General features: G+C 40.8%; 8 protein-coding genes. 6 read left to right on the top strand and 2 right to left on the bottom strand.

Features of this window, described 5'->3' with window-relative positions; genetic code table 11:
- Window positions 1–319: 319 nt before the first annotated feature.
- Together CNR22_06400 and CNR22_06395 are read right to left on the bottom strand one after the other, a co-directional pair.
- Entirely contained in the window at window positions 320–1300 is a 981-nt protein-coding gene (locus CNR22_06400; protein ID PBQ31407.1) for a bifunctional phosphoglucose/phosphomannose isomerase, read from the bottom strand.
- Window positions 1301–1442: 142 nt separating this feature from the next.
- Entirely contained in the window at window positions 1443–2003 is a 561-nt protein-coding gene (locus CNR22_06395) for a DNA mismatch repair protein MutT (protein PBQ31406.1), read from the bottom strand.
- 130 nt (window positions 2004–2133) lie between these two features.
- On the opposite strand from CNR22_06395, the gene CNR22_06390 reads away from it, so the two are divergent.
- From CNR22_06390 to CNR22_06365, 6 genes are all read left to right on the top strand, one after another.
- Window positions 2134–10866, top strand: coding sequence for a hypothetical protein (locus CNR22_06390; GenBank protein ID PBQ31405.1), 8733 nt, complete (start codon window positions 2134–2136; stop codon window positions 10864–10866).
- Window positions 10866–11783 (top strand): hypothetical protein, encoded by a 918-nt coding sequence (locus CNR22_06385; GenBank protein ID PBQ31404.1) that lies wholly within the window; start codon window positions 10866–10868, stop codon window positions 11781–11783. The genes CNR22_06390 and CNR22_06385 overlap by 1 nt, the downstream gene beginning before the upstream one ends.
- Window positions 11784–12033: 250 nt before the next feature.
- The gene (locus tag CNR22_06380) at window positions 12034–13314 is read left to right on the top strand and encodes a cytochrome C (GenBank protein PBQ31403.1); all 1281 of its coding nucleotides are present in this window, start codon (window positions 12034–12036) and stop codon (window positions 13312–13314) included.
- A gap of 33 nt (window positions 13315–13347) precedes the next feature.
- Entirely contained in the window at window positions 13348–16692 is a 3345-nt protein-coding gene (locus tag CNR22_06375; protein ID PBQ31402.1) for a molybdopterin oxidoreductase, read from the top strand.
- A gap of 35 nt (window positions 16693–16727) precedes the next feature.
- On the top strand, window positions 16728–18119 hold the full coding sequence (locus CNR22_06370; protein ID PBQ31401.1) for a hydrogenase: 1392 nt from the start codon (window positions 16728–16730) through the stop codon (window positions 18117–18119).
- Window positions 18120–18143: 24 nt separating this feature from the next.
- Complete coding sequence (locus tag CNR22_06365) at window positions 18144–18713, top strand: hypothetical protein (protein PBQ31400.1); 570 nt, start codon at window positions 18144–18146, stop codon at window positions 18711–18713.
- Window positions 18714–18720 lie beyond the last annotated feature (7 nt).

Below are 18720 nucleotides of genomic sequence, written 5' to 3'. Positions count from 1 at the left end.
ACAAGACAATTCTTTTGTGTTTCAAAGAATCTTCACCAAAGTTCTCGCTATGCCCCTTACCTGAAATACTATGAACTTCCATGCAAATTCCTACGATCTGGTAGGATAGTTCTTTGTATAGTAAACCTTCATTCATTACTAGGAAGATATATTAATCACTCAGCGTTATACAGTAATTCGTGGAGTTGGTTTTACCCCTTTTTTCAATTTAGTCAGGCACTAATCCTTTGATTAGGCATTATCCTTGTTCTTAACCTTTAGTGTAATTCGTAAAATTGGTGTCAAACTTTTCGGTACTTCACTTTAGTGAAGCGCTACCTTAAAACTTAGAAAGTTCTGCTTTCAGCTTATCAATCACATTCACCTCCACTGGATCAATCCCACGAAGATCTGCAACATAACAGCTAATCCAGTCGCCAATATTAATCAGGTAAAAAAATTGTTCAAGCTTACTGCTGCCTTTTGCGGTTATATCTATAACACCGCTGGAGTATTTTTCAAAAATGGGCTTGCAAACCTCGTAGCGTTTTTTTGTGCGGGCGTAATCAAAAGAAGTATGAAAAGTAATAACAACCAGATCTTCGTTTTTAGTCGTCCAGCCAACAAGCTCATTATGATTCATTTCTGGAAAAGTATTGTGCGAGCAAAGCATTTTACTGTTCTCGTTTATTTGTTGCCTGAACCTAACAACCGTTCCTTCGCAGCTTCCCAAAGAATAAAGAATCGGAAATTTATTTATAAGACTTCCAGCGATTTTCTGAGCTTCTGCTTTTATCGCTTCGTTTTCTTTATCCAATAATTCAATCGATTTATCAAGGTCAGCAAATAATTTTTTGTCTGCAAAACCTTTACCCACCAACACTTTAATCATTTCTACCAAACCAAATCCTATGCAAGAACGAGGAGGCATACCGCCTGGAATTTCAATAAAATCAAACTGGTGTTGTTTTGCTAATTCTAAAACTTTCCCACCGCTTGTAACACAAACAATCTGCGCTTTTTTAGAAATAGCAATTTCCAAAGCACTTAATGTTTCTTCTGTATTTCCAGAGTAACTTGATACAATAAGCAAAGTAGACTCATTTACAAATGCAGGAATAAAATAATCCTTATTAATAGTAACAGGAACAGTACAAGAATCAGAGATAAGTTCTGAAATAATTGTTCCGCCAATTCCTGAACCGCCAAGACCTGTAATTACAATGTTTTTGATATTCTTACTTTCCGAAATAACGGCCTTCTCTGCAATAGCTTTTGCTTCCTTTAATTGATTTGTAAAATTCTGAACAAGTGCTTTCATGTTTCTGTTTGGCGTAAATTTTTTTAATTGAAGAACGTAAAGATAATTATTTATGTAGAAGTGCTGAGAAAATAACCATCTAAGGGATTTGCATAGATAGAATTTTGTGATTTAAAACTTAATCCATTTTTTTAAACAACGTTCATAGTTTACCCGAATCCATTAACACTTTCACTTTTAAAATAGCCACCATACTTAATGAATCTGTGATCTTCCCATCCATTACCATTTGATAAGCCTCTGAAAAAGGCATTTTTTTGACTTGTAAATCTTCGCTTTCTTCTGGTTCAGCTTCCGAAAAAGTTAAGTCCTGAGCCAAATAGAGAATGCCCGATTCGTCGCATACTGAATTACTGGTGTGAATTTTTCCAATAACCGTATATTTTGCCGCAATTAAGCCAGTTTCCTCTTTCAACTCCCGTTTTGCAGAATCCAAAGGGTCTATTCCCAGAGGACCGCCACCTTCAGGAATTTCCCAGCTATAAGCTTTCAGAGGATAGCGCCACTGTCCCACTAACCATGTATTATGCTGATCGTCAAGGGCTAAGACTCCAATAGCCAGGTTTTTGAAGCTCACAACCCCGTAGATACCAGGATTGCCGGAAGGATTTAAAACCTGGTGCTCAGTCAAACTAATCCAGGGATTTTCGTATTTTTTTTCCTGACTTAGTTGAGTCCAACTATTTAACTCTTTTTTGTTCATAACTTTGAAAATCTAAATATTTAGGTGTTCCATTTTCTGGCTGAAGCCTTACAGCTTATAAATATCCAATTAAATTGTCGTATCTTAGTAACTTTTTAACATTGATTTACGTTAAAGAGGTTAATTTTTTATGCGCTTGAGAAAAAACAGACGTTTTATTGTAGTATTACTTAGTTTCCTTGCTCTTACCACACTAAGAGCACAGACTCTTTATTGGGTTGGCGGAAGCGGTAATTTTAATGACCCTACACATTGGAGCTTAACTTCGGGGGGGCCATCTTCTAGCACACTACCGGATTCGACGAGTCATTTGGTTTTTGACAATTCAGTTGGAATTGGAATTACGGAAGTTTACGTGAATTCTACATTTTCTGTTCAAAGTATTTTTATAGAATCTGAAAATTCGCTTACATTCAAAAAAACTGGCTTGCAGGCAAAGCTTGTAATTTCCAAAAGTTTTGTGAACCTTTTTGAAAACTTTAATTCAACAGTTACTTTTGAGTTCACTGGTTTAGGAACAAATAGTTCTAACATAGGAGTTATCAGTTTGGGTACTGCTCGGTTAAACAATAATGTCAATGTTACGGGTGGGCAGTGGATGATCGGTAACTTGAAATTACAGGAGTCAAACACAATCACTATTAATAATGCAGGTATAGAATTCCGTAATTCTATTTTGCAGGCAGGAAAGCTTTCGATCCAAAATAGTAGCGCCCTTAATTTCAACAGGGCTATATTAAGAATTTCAAAAATTTTAGACATCAGTAAGAACTCCAACATGCAGGTTGGAAATTCATATCTGAATAAAGTACCTATTAGCTCAAGTGATCTTAACAGCACAATCTCTGTATCTTCAGGAAAATATAGTGGCAGTCAAACAAATGCTCTGTGTTTAACTACTCCCACTGTTGTTCGTCCAAGTTGCTCGCCAGGTTGTGATGGTAGCATCATAATTACATTACCACCATTTTCATGTTTTGCGCCGTATTATCCTCAGACTATAACCGCTTACAACGTTGATATTCCCTCCACAGGGACCTGTTCGGCACTTGGCAGTCTCACCAATGTTAGCCCAGGCACTTATACAATCTCAAGTGTTTGTAGTTGTACTACTGCATATAATATTATCGTTCAGGACCAAACAGGTGCTTATCTGGACGACATTAGTGCTTCCGTTATTAAACCAAGTATAACTCCGGTAACTCTTTCAACAAGAACTATCGCCTGTAATGGTGCTTGTACTGGGTCAGTTAACCTTGCTTTTGTTGGTGGCAGTTCACCTTATAATTTCACCGTAAGTCCACCAACTGGAAGTGTTTACACAACGTCAAGTTCAGGTGGCCTTTCAATGACAAACTTATGCGCTGGTATACTTTCCATTACAGTTGTGGATAATAACCTTTGCGCGGTTGTGCATAGTACTTTATTCGCATCGCCTACCGCGATACTGAGTAGCTCGGTTGCAACCAATGTATTGTGTAAAAATGCGTGCAATGGAACACTGGCAATAACCCCTAGTCAAGGTGCCAATACAAATTACACTGTTTCTTTTAGCAATGGTCTTATAAATACAACGAGTTCTGGTGTAGCTGTAAATTCAGGAAGTCTTTGCCCCGGACCTATTACGGCTACTATTACGGATGCCAAGAGTTGTTCAATTACTGTTAGTGCTAATATTACAGAACCTAGTTCGCTTATTGCGACTACAAGCCAAACAAATGTTTTTTGTAATGGTGGATCAACAGGTATAGCGTCTATCCTTGCTTCTGGAGGAACTACTCTTTACACTTACGTTTGGAACCCAGCAGCTGGAAACACTTCTGTAGTAACCGGACTTAGCAATGGGCCGATTACGGTTACCGTAACCGACCAAAACTCCTGTTCACTTACAGCTAATTATACTATCACAGAGTCTACTCCTATAACCTATACAACATCTAAAACAAATGTTGTTTGCAGCGGTTCATGCACCGGCGTAGCCTCTTTAACAGTGCAAGGGGGACAAGGGTCTTACAACATTGTATGGGTCGGTCCTTCGAGTTCAAACACAATTTCAACGGGATCAGCTACTTCAATTTCAAATCTTTGCGCGGGTACTTATACTGCCTATATTACCGATGGATATACCTGTTCACCAACACCGGCTACTTTTGCGATCACACAACCGCCCACATTTAGCGTAAGCGCGATTTCCAGAAGCATTACCTGTTTTGGCGCAAACAATGGTGGGGCAACAGTTACAGCAACAGGTGGAAATAGTGCATCTTATTCTTACGTCTGGACACCCTCACTGCCTACCAGCTCAGTAGTTAATGGTTTAGCTCAAGGACTTTATACAGTTGCCGTTTCAGATGCGGCTTCATGCGTTAAAACCACGACAGTTCTTATTCAAGAACCGGCCGGGGTGACGCCGAATGTTGTATCGACAAGTTTAACTTGTAACGTGGGTAATGCTCCTTGTAACGGAGTTATTACAGCTACGCCTTCAGGTGGTATACCACCATATTCATACACTCTAGTCAGCGTAACCTCAAATACGAATGCTCCTCCGTATAATAATTTATGTGCCGCTAACTATTCTCTTATCATAAGAGATAACTCTTTATGTTCTCAAACTATTTCTATAGCTCTTGCACAACCAGCTTTGCTGCAACCAAGCGTTTTAACTACATCAGTAAGCTGTTTTTCCGGAACTAACGGGGCCTTAAATGGAAATACTGGCAACGGGGGAACAGGACCGTATACAACCTATTTTTCCAGCTTATCTGGTACCAATTCAGCCAACCCGTTAACTGGTCAGGGTGCAGGAACTTACACTTTTCATGTGGTGGATTCACGCAGTTGTACAGCGTCGGCTATTGGTACTATATTGCAGCCCACTCAAATGAGTGTAACCGTAAATTCTTCAAGTATTACTTGTTTTTCAGTTTGTAATGGGTCCCTTAGTTCAACTGTATCCGGGGGAGTAGGTCCCTACACTTACGCGTGGACCAACTCTTTAAATGTCGTAGTGAGTACAGCAGCAACAGCCTCAGCATTATGTAATGGGTCTTATACGCTAACTGTGCTTGACAACAATCTTTGCACCAGAACAGTTGTGGCGAGTGTAACGTCACCTCCTCCCATCACATCAACTATTTCCACAACACCGGTAACTTGTTTTGGGGCTTCAACAGGGTCGGCAACGGTCATTGCTGGGGGTGGGGTCGGGTCTTTTACTTTCTCTTTTAATTCTGCACCTACTGTTAGTAATACTACAGGTATTTTGGTTGGACAGCCAACCGGAACATATATAGCAACGGTTACGGATAATAATAGTTGCGTGCATACCAAAACTTTTTCGATTGCTACGCCTGCAGCTCTTGCTGCCAATCTTACAGGCGCAGGAAGTTGTGTTGTTTGTAGCGGTTCCACAACACTTACACCCTCTTTCGGTACGGCCGGATACACTTACAGCTGGACAAGTTCCTTGGGCGGACCGCTTCCAACAACGCCTACGCTTTCAGGTTTATGTCCGGGTACTTATACCGGCACTGTAACCGATTCAAAGGGATGTTTTGTTGTCCGTACAATTACTTTGACTCAGATAGTTTCGGTAACCGTTGTACCGAGCGGGCAAAGTATTTTATGTAATGGCGCAGCAACCGGTTCTGCAGCGGTTTCTGCTTCAGGAGGATCTGGAAGTTATACTTATTCATGGAGTACTTCACCTACTCAAACTAACTCTTCTGTTACCGGGGTGGTTGCAGGCACTTACACGGTGAGGGTAACCGATACATCTACCCCTGCATGCTCTCATACTGCTGCTGTTGTTTTAACTCAGCCCAACCTTGTAACAATAACAATTCCTCCTCCAACTTCTCTTTCGGTAACCTGTTATGGATTTACTAATGCTGCCATTACTGCTACTGTTACCGGCGGTACGCCAGGTACAAATCCCAACCCACCTTACACTTATACATGGAGTCCAAATTCAATTAATTCTTCTACGAATTCCGTCACAGGCCTCGCTGCTGGTCCTTACACCCTCACTGTAAGAGATTTTTATGGCTGTAGCATGAGTAAAACGATGACTGTTACACAACCAACAATTATTAATATTGGAGTGGCAAAGAGTAATCCTACTGTTTGTGCGTCGACTGGAGCAAATGGAAGCTTCACTGTTATCGCCTCAGCGGGACAAGGGGGGCCTTACGGCTATACGCTTACACCTCCGGGAACTGCCAATACAACCGGCTTATTTACTGGTCTGGCGGGAGGATCTTATTCTATCCAGGTGAAGGATGGTCCAGGTTGTGTAAATTCCACAGTAACCAGTTTAGTTCCACCATCGGCTCCAAATTTCGTAATTGCCACCACTTCTGTAGCCTGTTACGGTTATTCCACAGGGGTGATTTCTGCCACCGCTTCAGGGGTCTCGGCTACTTCATTTGTATTTGCATGGACACCAGCGGTTACAAATGTAACTACCACTACAACGACTACGAGAGCTACTTCTCTCGTTGCCGGCCAACTCTACATTATAAGTGCCACCGACAACAATGGATGTACTAATTCCCAAACGGTTATGCTTAATCAACCGCTACCTTTGGCTCCTAATGCAACTGTTACTAATTTAAGTTGTTTTAATGCACCAACCGGATCAATTGTCGTTGCACCAAGTGGAGGTACTCCTGCATATTCATACACGTGGCTGCCGCCTGGTCTAACTGGCTCAAATACGGCTACCGTTACAGCTCTTGCTGCTGGCGTATATACACTGAATTTGAGCGATACGCATACTTGTACAACCCCGTTCACTTTTACAGTAACGCAACCAGCGGCCATTGTTTTAACCGGTACTACGACAAATTTAACCTGTTACAGTGTTTGCGCAGGAGCCATAACCGCCAGCGCGAGCGGCGGTGCAGGGTTTATTAACTACTCCTGGGCACCAGCTGCTGGATCTTCGTCCGTAATTTCTAACCTCTGTGCAACTACCGGAACAACTCCGATAATCTATACGGTTACTGCTGTGGATGCCAATACCTGCAGTGCCACAAAGACTTTTTCTCTGACTCAGCCAACGCCCATAACAAGTAGTATTAATGTTCTTAGTGCAACTTGTTCTAACTCTTGCAATGCCATTGCCACGCAAACCGCAAGTGGCGGAACGCCAGGTTATAGCTATAGTTGGTCATCAAGTTCAGTTACAACGTCTTCTTTGGGATCACTTTGTGCCGGAGTCTACACTGCTTATGTTTCAGATGCCAACAGTTGTGTTACTGAAAAACAGTTTATAGTTAGTGCACCTCTTAGTCTTAGTGTAACTTTAATCCCCTCAAATCCTCTTTGTAACGCCTCTTGTGACGGAAGTATAACGACCGTGATATCAAATGCACAAGGCAGCGTTACTTATTCATGGTCTCCGTCAGGTATCGGGCAAAATCCTACTGGGTTATGTGCGACATTTACACCTAGTTCTACTTACACTTTGCTGGCTATTGATGGTAATTCGTGTGAAGTAACTGCAGTAACCACACTCACAAACCCACCTGCGCTTATAGCTTCGGTGAATTTTACAAATCCACTCTGTTCAACGCTTAGTTATACAAGTACTGATGGTTCAGCATCTGCAATAGCAACCAACGCTTTTGGTGCTCTTTCCTACACGTGGCTACCCACAGGTTCTCCAACAAAAACAACCCAAACAATTTCTGGTTTGGGCGCGGGAACCTACTCTTTATTTATTTCAGACGCGAATAGTTGCCAGGCATCAACGAGCTTTACATTAAACAATGCGCCAACTTTCTCCGTTAATACAATTATTACTCCGGCAAGTTGCTCACAGTCTAATGGTGCAGTTACAGCCATTGCGTCAGGAGGAACTCCCGGAACGCTTACTCCTTATACCTACTCATGGACAGGATCAGCTAATACTACTTCGGTTCTTACCGGTATATTTGCCGGGGTCTATACACTAACCGTCAACGACTCGCATGCTTGTACGGCTACACTTGGTGTAGCGCTGAGTAATCAAAACGGGCCAAGCACTATGCCGTTAATTACAAACAGTATTACTTGTAACGCCCAGTGCACTGGTGCCGCTTCGGTAGATGTTAGTAATGTTGTTGGAGGTACAGGGCCTTATACAGCCACATGGACCGCTCCAAGTTCTGCAAACGTTGCGCTTACCAATTTATGTGCCGGCTCTTACATTGCACAGATAACGGATGCAACTGGATGTATAGGTTTTACAACTGCTGTTATCTCTGAACCTCCACCAATTGTCGCTACGCCTTCCATAAGTCTTCCTATATGTCCTGGTATTTGTAATGGTAGTATCTCTGTAGACGTAACCGGAGGTATTACGCCATATGTGTATTCATGGATGGGAACCTCGTCTACAAACTCTGCCGTTACAGGTCTTTGTGCAGGGGATTATACTTTTGTTGTTGAATATAATGGGGTTTGTACCGATACAACCAGGTTAAATTTGCCAGATCAATCCAGTCTCACAATTGCACCCTCGGTTACGAATGTAGTTTGTTTTGGTGCCAGTACCGGAAAAATAGATCTTACCATTACCGGTGGCACGCCTCCTTACAGTGCTGGCTGGAATAATAGCAGTACTGGATATCCTCTTGTAAATATTTCCGCCGGAAGTTATACCGCTATAATAACAGATAATAATGGATGTAGCAATGTGGCTACTGCGTCAGTTACGCAAGGAGCTCAAATTATTTCCACTGCGGCTATTACCTCTCCTTCTTGCGGACTTTGCAATGGTACGGCTTCGGTTACAGCTTCAGGTGGAGTCGGTCCGTTTACCTATAACTGGTCTACTTCGGCAACAGGTTCAATAATTACTAACGTGTGTGCCGGAATTTACCAGGTTACTGCAACCGATAATTTATCCTGCTCTCAAACAAATACTGTAATTGTAAATAACTCTAATGGCATTACAGGCGAAACTACAAACGTGCAAAATATTCCATGTTCAGGTTCTTGCATCGGCGCTGCAACCGTAACACCTATCGGCGGAACAGCTCCTATCTCCTTTAGCTGGATTAATCCTGTAAGCACAAACTCTGTGATCTCCGGTTTGTGTCCTGGAACTTATTATGTGCAAATGTCCGATGCACAAAGTTGTATCCGTATCGCCTCAGTAACTATTGATCCACAAATTACATTAACGGTTTCTCCCTTCGTTTATCTTCCATTCTGTGCTCAGCCTAATGGCTCTATCAGCATAACGGTTGCTGGTGGAACTCCTACTTATAATATCGTCTGGAATCCTCCTGCAGGGTCAAGCACATCTATTACTGGTCTCGATGCGGGGGTTTATTCCTATACTGTAACAGAAAGCGGGCCAAATGCCTGCTCGGTATCAAATACAATTAATTTAAGTAATACTAATGCACCGGTTTTACAAGCTACACAATCAAATATTAATTGTTTTAATGCTTGTACCGGATCAATTTCAACCAGTGCAAGTGGTACCAACACCCCAATCACTTTCTTATGGAGTAACGCTTCTACTTCGTCGGTGGTAACCAATTTATGTAAAGGTCCTATTACCCTTACCGTAACGGACTTCGGTGGTTGTAAAACGATTCAATCTTTTACAGTAACAGAGAATCCGCTTTTACAATTGGGTATACCTAATCTGCACAATTCAACTTGTTTTGGAGATTGTAATGGTTCGGTTAACCTCATTCCTAATGGCGGAGTTGCACCTTATACTTATAGCTGGAGCCTGGCAAACGCCAACGCAAATCCTATCACATCACTTTGTGATGGTGTTTATAGTGGAACCGTTACTGATTCAAAAGGATGTTCTGTGGCTTCACCTTCATACACTATTATAAGTGCCAGTGCATTATCTTTAACTGCTAATACTTTTAGTTCATCGTGCAGTGCAGTGGCAGATGGTTCTATCACTTTAACAGTGGGAGGCGGCCAACCCAACTATACTTTTATTTGGAACGGACCTTCGAGCTTTACCTCTGCTGCTCAGAACATTAACAATATATACTCTGGTTCATATTCTGTAAATGTTTTAGATAATTTGGGTTGTTCAAAAAGTACTGTACTGGAAATTGTACCTTCTCTTTCGGTGTCTTCCAATGCCGGTGAAGACAAAATCATCTGTCCTTTAACCGGAACAGTGCTTTTACAAGCTACAAGTTCTGGCGGAAGTACGTCTTATCGCTGGTATGCTGCAGAAGACTTACAGAAAACATTTGTGCTTGGAACAGGAGATACTTACCTGGTGAAAAATCTGCAGGAACGTCATGATTTTGTTCTGTTAGCTACCTCTGCCGTGGCTAGCTGTTATAGTGAAGATCAGGTGTCGGTGGGTGTTTTTGATAATCCTCCTGTAGATGCAGGAAGAGATCAAATGATACCAATATATTCGACCGTCACTATTGGCGGGCGTCCATCCAGCTTTAGCGCGGTAAGCTTAACCTGGTCTCCTGCTTTATATCTCGATGATTCTACTATAAGTAATCCTGTAGCTTCTAACACTATAGGAATTACCTACACCCTAACTGTTACAGATGGTAATGGTTGTATGGCAAGCGACACGGTGCAGGTAAATCTCTATCCCGAGTTAAACATTACAAGTGGATTTACTCCTAATGGCGATGGTAAAAACGATACCTGGATTATCGATTACATTGATCAGTTTCCTGCCACTACTGTAGACATCTTTAATCGCTGGGGCGACTCAGTATTCTCATCAACTGGATACATCACACCGTTTGATGGAAAATATAAGGGCGCTGAACTGCCGGTAGGAACCTATTATTACGTTATTAAATTAAATCATCCTGGTTATCCTAAACCAATTACAGGACCATTGACCATCTTCAGATAATGAAAAAGTTACACCTCTTTATATTTTTAATTGCATGCTTGTATGGTAATGCGCAACAGTTGCCGCAATACTCCCAATACATGCTTAACGAAATGGCCATCAATCCGGCTGTTGCAGGGAGAGACGACTTCGCTGAGGTACGTTCGAATAACCGTCACCAATGGTTAGGAATTACCGATGCCCCAAGAACTTATATGCTGACCCTTCAGGGACCCATAAGAGATAAAAATATGGGACTTGGTATGAATATTTATACAGACATTGTTGGGCCTACCCGCCGTACCGGAATTACCTTCTCATATGCCTACCATTTAAAACTCAATAACGACATGCACTTGTCTATGGGTTTAAACGCGGGTATACAACAATGGGGTATTGATGGCAGCAAGGTAACCTTAAGAGAAGAAGGAGATCAGCAATTATTAACTTCATACAAAACTGCTCCGGTACCAGATTTAGGTGCAGGTGTTTATTTTTACAAAAAAGAAAAATACTATTTAGGAGTGAGTTTACCTCAAATGTACCAGGCTCCAATTGGTCTTTATACAGGTGTACCAAAAAACAGTACACTGGCGCGCCAGCTTAATATCAATGGAGCGTATAAAATTGATCTTGACGAACAGTTCCAGGTAGAACCTTCTTTTTTAGTAAAGTATGAAAAGCCCGCTCCTGCGAAACTTGATATTGGAGCGCGTGTTATTTATAAAAAGGAAATTTGGGCAGGACTGGTATATCGCCACAAAGATGCTATATCAGCGCTTCTTGGGTACATGTACAAAGATTATTTAATGATTGGTTATTCTTATGATATCACGACTACTAAAATTCGTAAATACAGTTCGGGCACACATGAATTAATGTTAGGATTACGTTTTTCACGTAAACAAGCTTCTACCTGGGAGGGAAAAAACAAATAAATTCGCTATAATTTATCAGAATTTTTTTCAAAAACGAATTTAAAAGCCGGACAAAATTCCGGCTTTTGTTTTTGTTGTAATTATGCTGCCTGAAACACTATTTAGAATCATTATAAATTATACTTTTAGTTAAAATTTTTAACGAATTCGCTAAATAAGTCTCAATCTTCTATTAAATTTGCGCTCAATTTGTGTCATTAATTTGTCATAAGCAAAACACTAATCAGGAGTAAATTTTTCTCATTTTTATATGAAAAACCAAATGTCTAGGATTCCATTAAAAGCAGTGATAGCGCTTGTTTTCACGGTTTTTATCTTCACTTCGAACGTACAGGCCCAGGATGGGGCAAAAATCTTCAAGCAAAACTGTGCTGTTTGTCACGCACTTACCGACCAAAAATTAACTGGTCCGGGTTTAAAAGGTGTGTTTGACCGCGCTCCAAAAGGAGATTGGATGCACAAATGGATCTTGAACAGCGAAAAAATGATCAAATCTGGCGACGCTTACGCCAACAAAATTTACAATGAGAACGGAAAAGCTGCGATGACAGTTTTTGAAGGGACCTTAACTGACAAAGATGTTGACGCGGTTATCGCTTTCATCAAAGCACCTCCTGCGCCGACTACTCCGGATGGCAACACTGTAGTGGATGCTGGTGGTGTTGTTGCAGAAGCTAAAGGCGGAATTGACCCCCTTTATTTAATTCTTGGTTCTATTGTTATTCTAGCTATCTTATTGGTTGCCTTACGCAGTGTTAGAACAGCTTTACAAAATACTTCCAACCGTTCTGAAGGAAAAGAAGAAAATCCAGACGTTACTTTCTGGCAAGAAGTTAAAAACTGGATGGGTGGTCACCGCCGTTTGGTAGGTGTTATCGGAATCATCATAGTTTTTGTGGGAATGAAAGGTTGCTGGGATGCTTGTTTCAACATTGGGGTTTATTACGATTACAGAACTCAAAAAGGCTACAAGCCTGAGCAACCAATTAAATTCTCTCACAAATTGCACGCAGCAGACAATGAAATTGCTTGTCAATACTGCCACTCTTCAGTAGAGAAATCACGTCACGCCGGAATTCCTTCGGTAAACATTTGTATGAATTGCCATAAAGGAATTCAAAAAGGACCTCAGTATGGAGAGAAAGAGATTGCAAAAATCTACGAAGCTGCAGGTTTTAATCCAAAAACAGCCATGTATGATGAAAGCAAACAAAATCCATTAAAATGGATTAAGGTTCATAATCTTCCTGATCACGTTTATTTTAACCACTCTCAACACGTAGTAGTAGGTCAGATCGAGTGTGCCACTTGTCATGGTGATGTAAAAGCTATGACAGTTGCAGAGCAAAAATCGCCTTTAACGATGAAATGGTGTATCGAGTGTCACCGCAAAACGGAAGTGAAGATGGCAGGAAACGCATACTACGATCGTTTACACGCAGCATTAAAAGAAAAATATGCTGGTCAGTACGATGTGAAGTTTACGGTTGAGAAGATCGGTGGATTAGAGTGTGCAAAATGCCACTATTAATAAATTAAGAAACATTAAAGAATTATATACGTAATGTCTATGTCAAAAAAATACTGGAAAGGATTACCAGAGTTACATAATAGCCCTGAATTCCAAGCGCAGCAAAAAAATGAGTTCGCCGAATCTCTTCCAATGGATGAGTTCTTAGCTGGCAACGATGCTGAAACTTCCGGAACTTCGCGCCGCGATTTCTTAAAAGTAATGGGTTTTTCCACTGCTGCTGTAGCTTTAGCGGCTTGCGAAACTCCGGTTATGCGTTCTATTCCATACGTTGTAAAACCAGAGGAGGTTACTCCTGGGGTTGCTAACTTTTATGCAACGACTTTTTACGACGGACATGATTATGCTTCTATCTTAGTAAAGACGCGCGAAGGCCGTCCAATTAAAATTGAGGGGAATGATCTAGGCGGAATCACACACAGTGGAACTAATGCCCGTGTTCAGGCTTCAGTTTTAGGTTTATACGATGGAGCGCGTTTACGCGGGCCATATGTTGGTAACGTAGAATCGACCTGGAAAACAGCCGACGAGAAAGCCGCTGCTGCTTTAAACGGTGGTGCTATCCGCATTTTAACTTCAACTATTATCAGCCCTTCTACAAAAGCTGTTATTGCTGAATTCACAGCAAAACATCCAAATACAAAGGTTGTTACTTATGATGCTATCTCTTACAATGCTTTAACAAAAGCAAATAAAAATACATTCGGTAAAGCAGTTGTTTCTTCTTACGATTTCAGCAAAGCAAAAATTGTTGTAGGTATTGCCTGCGACTTTTTAGGTAACTGGATTTCTGGCGAGGAATTTTCAAAACAACATGCTTCTACACGTAAGGTTTCAAAAGCAAATCCGGAAATGAGTCAGCACTTTCACTTCGAAAGTAATATGTCTCTTACCGGTGCAAATGCTGATTACCGTTACATGGTTAAACCAAGTGAATTAGGAAAAGTAACGGTTGCTTTATTTAACGAGGTTGCTGCTGCTACTTCTAATTCAAAAGTGGGTGGCGATACTAAAATTGAAAATCCTGCTGCTGTAGCTGCCATTAAAAAAGTAGCTGCTAAATTGGTTGACAATAAAGGGAAGTCATTGGTTGTTTCAGGTGTTAATGATGAAGGTGTTCAAACCTTAATCAACGGAATCAATAAAATGCTTGATAACTATGGTAAAACTGTAGATGTTGAGAAACACTTAAACTTCAAACAAAGCGATGATAAAGAATTTGCAGAATTAGTAGCGGATATGGCTGCTGGTCGTGTAAATGTGTTAATGACCTACAACTGTAATCCTGTTTATACAGCTCCTGCTTCTTTAAAATTTGCAGAAGCTTATACAAAGGTTCCTACACGTATTTCATTCGCTCAGGTAATGGACGAAACAGCTGCAAAAGCAACTATCGTTTGCCCTGATCATCACTATTTAGAATCTTGGGGAGATGCAAATCCAAGAGTTGGTATGTTCACGCTTCAACAAGCTACTATCAACCCTATCTTTGCTCAACCGCGTCACGAAGGAACTCGTCAGTTCCAGGATACATTATTAAAATGGTCAGGTATTAAAACAGACTATTTAACTTATTTACAAGGTTACTGGAACAATCGTGTTTTCCCTATCCAGGGTAAACATTCTGATTTCCCGACATTCTGGGCTCATGCCTTGCATGATGGGGCAGTAAAAGTTTCTGTTTACAAAGATGCTCCAGTAGCACCAATGGCTACAGATTCTACTGGTAAGCCGGTAATGGCAGGGGTTGCAGCTCTTAATTTGAGCGATACACTTGCAACGGTAGAAAGTACTCCAACTACTAAAGATTCTAAAAACACTCCGGTTGTTGCGGAAACTCTTCCTACACCAGATTATAACAAAGCGGCTTCAATGGCTGGCTCTGTAAAAGGTGGCGGACAGTTTGAATTATTTATTTACGAAAAAGTAGGTCTAGGTAATGGTCTTTATTCTAATAACCCATGGTTAATGGAATTGCCTGATCCTATCTCTAAAGTTACCTGGGATAATTATATTACCATGAGTCCTATCGACGTTAAGAAGATGGAACTCAACGAAATGTTACGTCAGGATATTGATGGAAGTATTGTTGACTTAACAGTGAATGGTATTAAAATTCAGGTTCCGGTTTATCCACAACCAGGTCAGGCTCCTGGAACTATCGGACTTGCCGTTGGTTACGGAAGAACTGCTGAGTCTTTAAGAGTAGCGCATGGCGTAGGGGTGAATGCATTTCCTTTCCAGGCTATGATTAATGATACAATTCAACCAATTGTAACAAACGTTACTGTTGCGAAAACTGGAGAAGAGCATATGTTTGCTGCGACTCAGATTCAGCATACCATCATGGGCAGAGAGGAATTTTTGTTACGTGAAGTTTCATTAAAAGAGTTTAAAGAAAAAGATAAAGATTACTGGAATCCAGCTGTAGAAATAGCCGTTCACGGAGGTGGTAAAAAACAGGTAAATGAGGTAGATCTTTGGGCAGCACATCCACGTCCGGGTCACAAGTGGGGAATGAGCATTGACATGAATCTTTGCTTTGGTTGCGGAGCTTGTGTTGTAGCTTGTACTTCTGAAAACAACGTTGCAGTTGTAGGTAAATTAGAAGTTAGCCGTGTGCGTGAAATGCACTGGTTACGTATCGATCGCTACTACAGTTCTGATGTTACAAAACATTCTGCACAAGCGGAAGGTTTACTGGAAACAAAACAGATGTATATCGATATGGAAAATCCTTCGGCTAACCCGCAGGTAACTTTCCAGCCAATGATGTGTCAACATTGTAATCATGCACCTTGCGAAACTGTTTGTCCTGTATTAGCTACAAGTCACAGTACTGAAGGTTTAAACATGATGACTTATAACCGTTGTATCGGTACACGTTACTGTGCAAACAACTGTCCATTCAAAGTACGTCGCTTCAATTGGTTCAACTACAATGGAAATGATTTATTTGCTGACGTTAATCCTGCTCAACAAGAGTTAGGTCGTATGGTATTAAATCCTGATGTTGTTGTTCGTAGCCGTGGGGTAATGGAAAAATGTTCTATGTGTCAGCAAAAATTACAGGCTGGTAAATTAGAAGCTAAAAAAGCGGGTATGCCAGTGAAAGATGGAGCGATTAAAACAGCTTGTCAATCGGCTTGTTCTACAGAGGCTATCATTTTCGGTGACTTAAACGATACAGAATCACAAGTAACTAAAGAAAGAAATGATGAAAGAACTTATTTCTTATTAGAAGACGTAGGGATTAAACCAACTACTTCTTATAAAGTGAAAGTAAGAAATCAGGATGAGCAGATTATTTTTCACGACACGGTTGTTGCAAAACACGGAGATAAAAAAGAAGAGGCTCACGAAGGAAAACATTCATAGTTCAGTAATTAAGAATAAAAAATTAATAAGATAGTATGCACGCAGAATCAGAAATTAGGTCACCGTTAATAATCGGCAATAAAACATATCGCCAGATTACTGATGATATTATAGCGCCAATAGAGGGTAAAGCAGCAAGAGGCTGGTACACATTAATAACCCTTTGCGCTCTTAGTTTTTTATGGGGAATATGCTGTTTGGCATATACCATTGGAACGGGTATCGGATCATGGGGAAGTAGTAATAACGTTGACTGGGCCTGGGATATTACCAACTTCGTTTGGTGGATCGGTATTGGTCACGCAGGTACTTTAATCTCTGCTGTATTATTATTGTTCCGTCAGAAATGGCGTATGGCTATTAACCGTTCTGCTGAAGCGATGACAATCTTCGCTGTATTGTGTGCCGCAATTTTCGTATTGTTACACACAGGTCGTCCATGGTTAGATTATATGCTATTCCCTTTGCCGAATCAATTTGGTTCTTTATGGCCAAACTTTAACTCGCCATTACTTTGGGACGTGTTCGCAGTATCTACGTATGCAACAGTATCCATAGTGTTCTGGTACATTGGTTTAATTCCTGATTTTGGAATGATCCGTGACCGTGTGATCAAACCTTGGCAAAAGAAATTTTACGGTTTCCTGTCTTTCGGATGGGGAGGCAGCGCACGTCACTGGAGTCGTTTTGAAGAAGTGTCGTTAGTGCTTGCCGGTTTATCTACACCACTTGTATTCTCGGTTCACTCTATTGTATCTTTTGACTTTGCTACTTCGGTAGTTCCGGGTTGGCATACAACTATCTTCCCTCCTTACTTCGTAGCTGGTGCGGTATTCTCAGGATTTGCGATGGTATTAACTTTAATGTTGGTAGTTCGTAAAATTTATAAATTAGAACATTACCTTACAGTTAAACACGTTGAGTACATGAACATTGTAATCATTGTTACTGGTTCTATTGTAGGTGTGGCTTATTTAACAGAGTTATTTGTTGCCTGGTATTCGGGTGTTGAATGGGAACAATACGCTTTCTTAAACCGTGCAACTGGTCCAATGGCCTGGAGTTACTGGTGTATGATGATTTGTAACGTTTTCTCACCGCAATTATTCTGGGTTAAAAAATGGCGCACAAGTATCACTTTTACTTTCGTAATCTCGATCGTGATTAATATTGGTATGTGGTTCGAACGTTTTGTAATTATCGTTACTACATTATGCCGTACTTATTTACCATCAACATGGAGTTCTTACACACCATCATTTATTGACGTGGGTATCTTTGTTGGAACAATTGGAATGTTTGGAACTTTCTTCTTATTGTTCTCGCGTTATTTCCCTGTAATTGCTCAGGCTGAATTAAAAACAATTTTAAAAGCTTCGGGCGAGGCTCAGAAAAAAGCTGCTGCTGAAGTACAAGGTCATCACTAATAAAAAGAAATAGATATTTAAAATATGGCAACTAATAAACATATCATTCACGGAATTTTTGGCGATGAAGTGCCAATGATGGAAGCTTGTAAAAAGCTTAGAGCATCAGGAATCCGCGTTAAAGAAGCATATACCCCGATGCCGATTCACGGTTTAGATCCACTAATTGGAGTTCCGCGTACGCGTTTGGCTATCTGCGCTTTTATCTATGGACTTACAGGAATTGGTCTGGCTACTTTAATGATGTGGTACATGATGATCTCTGACTGGCCAAATGATATTGGTGGTAAACCAAACTGGGCTTATTATTTCAACATTCCTGCCTTTATTCCAATTACTTTTGAAGCTACGGTTTTTTGTGCAGCTCACGGAATGGCATTAACATACTTATTGCGTTGTATGTTGGTTCCGGGTGCAAGACCTAAAAATCCAGATCCACGCACAACTGACGATAAGTTTATGTTGTTGCTTGATCTAAACGATGTTCAGGCTGAAAAAGCAAAAACGATTTTAAAAGAAAATGGTGCTGAGGAGGTTAATCTGATTAACACTTATGTAGTTGAACCAAAATACATTTTAGAAGAAACACACTAGTATTATA

This window comes from Sphingobacteriaceae bacterium, assembly GCA_002319075.1.
Taxonomy (GTDB): domain Bacteria; phylum Bacteroidota; class Bacteroidia; order B-17B0; family Aurantibacillaceae; genus Aurantibacillus.
The sequence above is the reverse complement of the archived record's forward strand: the minus strand, read 5'-3'. Positions and strand labels throughout refer to the sequence as shown.

Coding starts and splice junctions, on each gene's coding strand:
- CNR22_06390 (PBQ31405.1), top strand. CDS start 2,134: ATGCGCTTGAGAAAAAACAGACGTTTTATTGTAGTATTACTTAGTTTC.
- CNR22_06385 (PBQ31404.1), top strand. CDS start 10,866: ATGAAAAAGTTACACCTCTTTATATTTTTAATTGCATGCTTGTATGGT.
- CNR22_06395 (PBQ31406.1), bottom strand. CDS start 2,003: ATGAACAAAAAAGAGTTAAATAGTTGGACTCAACTAAGTCAGGAAAAA.
- CNR22_06400 (PBQ31407.1), bottom strand. CDS start 1,300: ATGAAAGCACTTGTTCAGAATTTTACAAATCAATTAAAGGAAGCAAAA.
- CNR22_06365 (PBQ31400.1), top strand. CDS start 18,144: ATGGCAACTAATAAACATATCATTCACGGAATTTTTGGCGATGAAGTG.
- CNR22_06380 (PBQ31403.1), top strand. CDS start 12,034: ATGAAAAACCAAATGTCTAGGATTCCATTAAAAGCAGTGATAGCGCTT.
- CNR22_06370 (PBQ31401.1), top strand. CDS start 16,728: ATGCACGCAGAATCAGAAATTAGGTCACCGTTAATAATCGGCAATAAA.
- CNR22_06375 (PBQ31402.1), top strand. CDS start 13,348: ATGTCTATGTCAAAAAAATACTGGAAAGGATTACCAGAGTTACATAAT.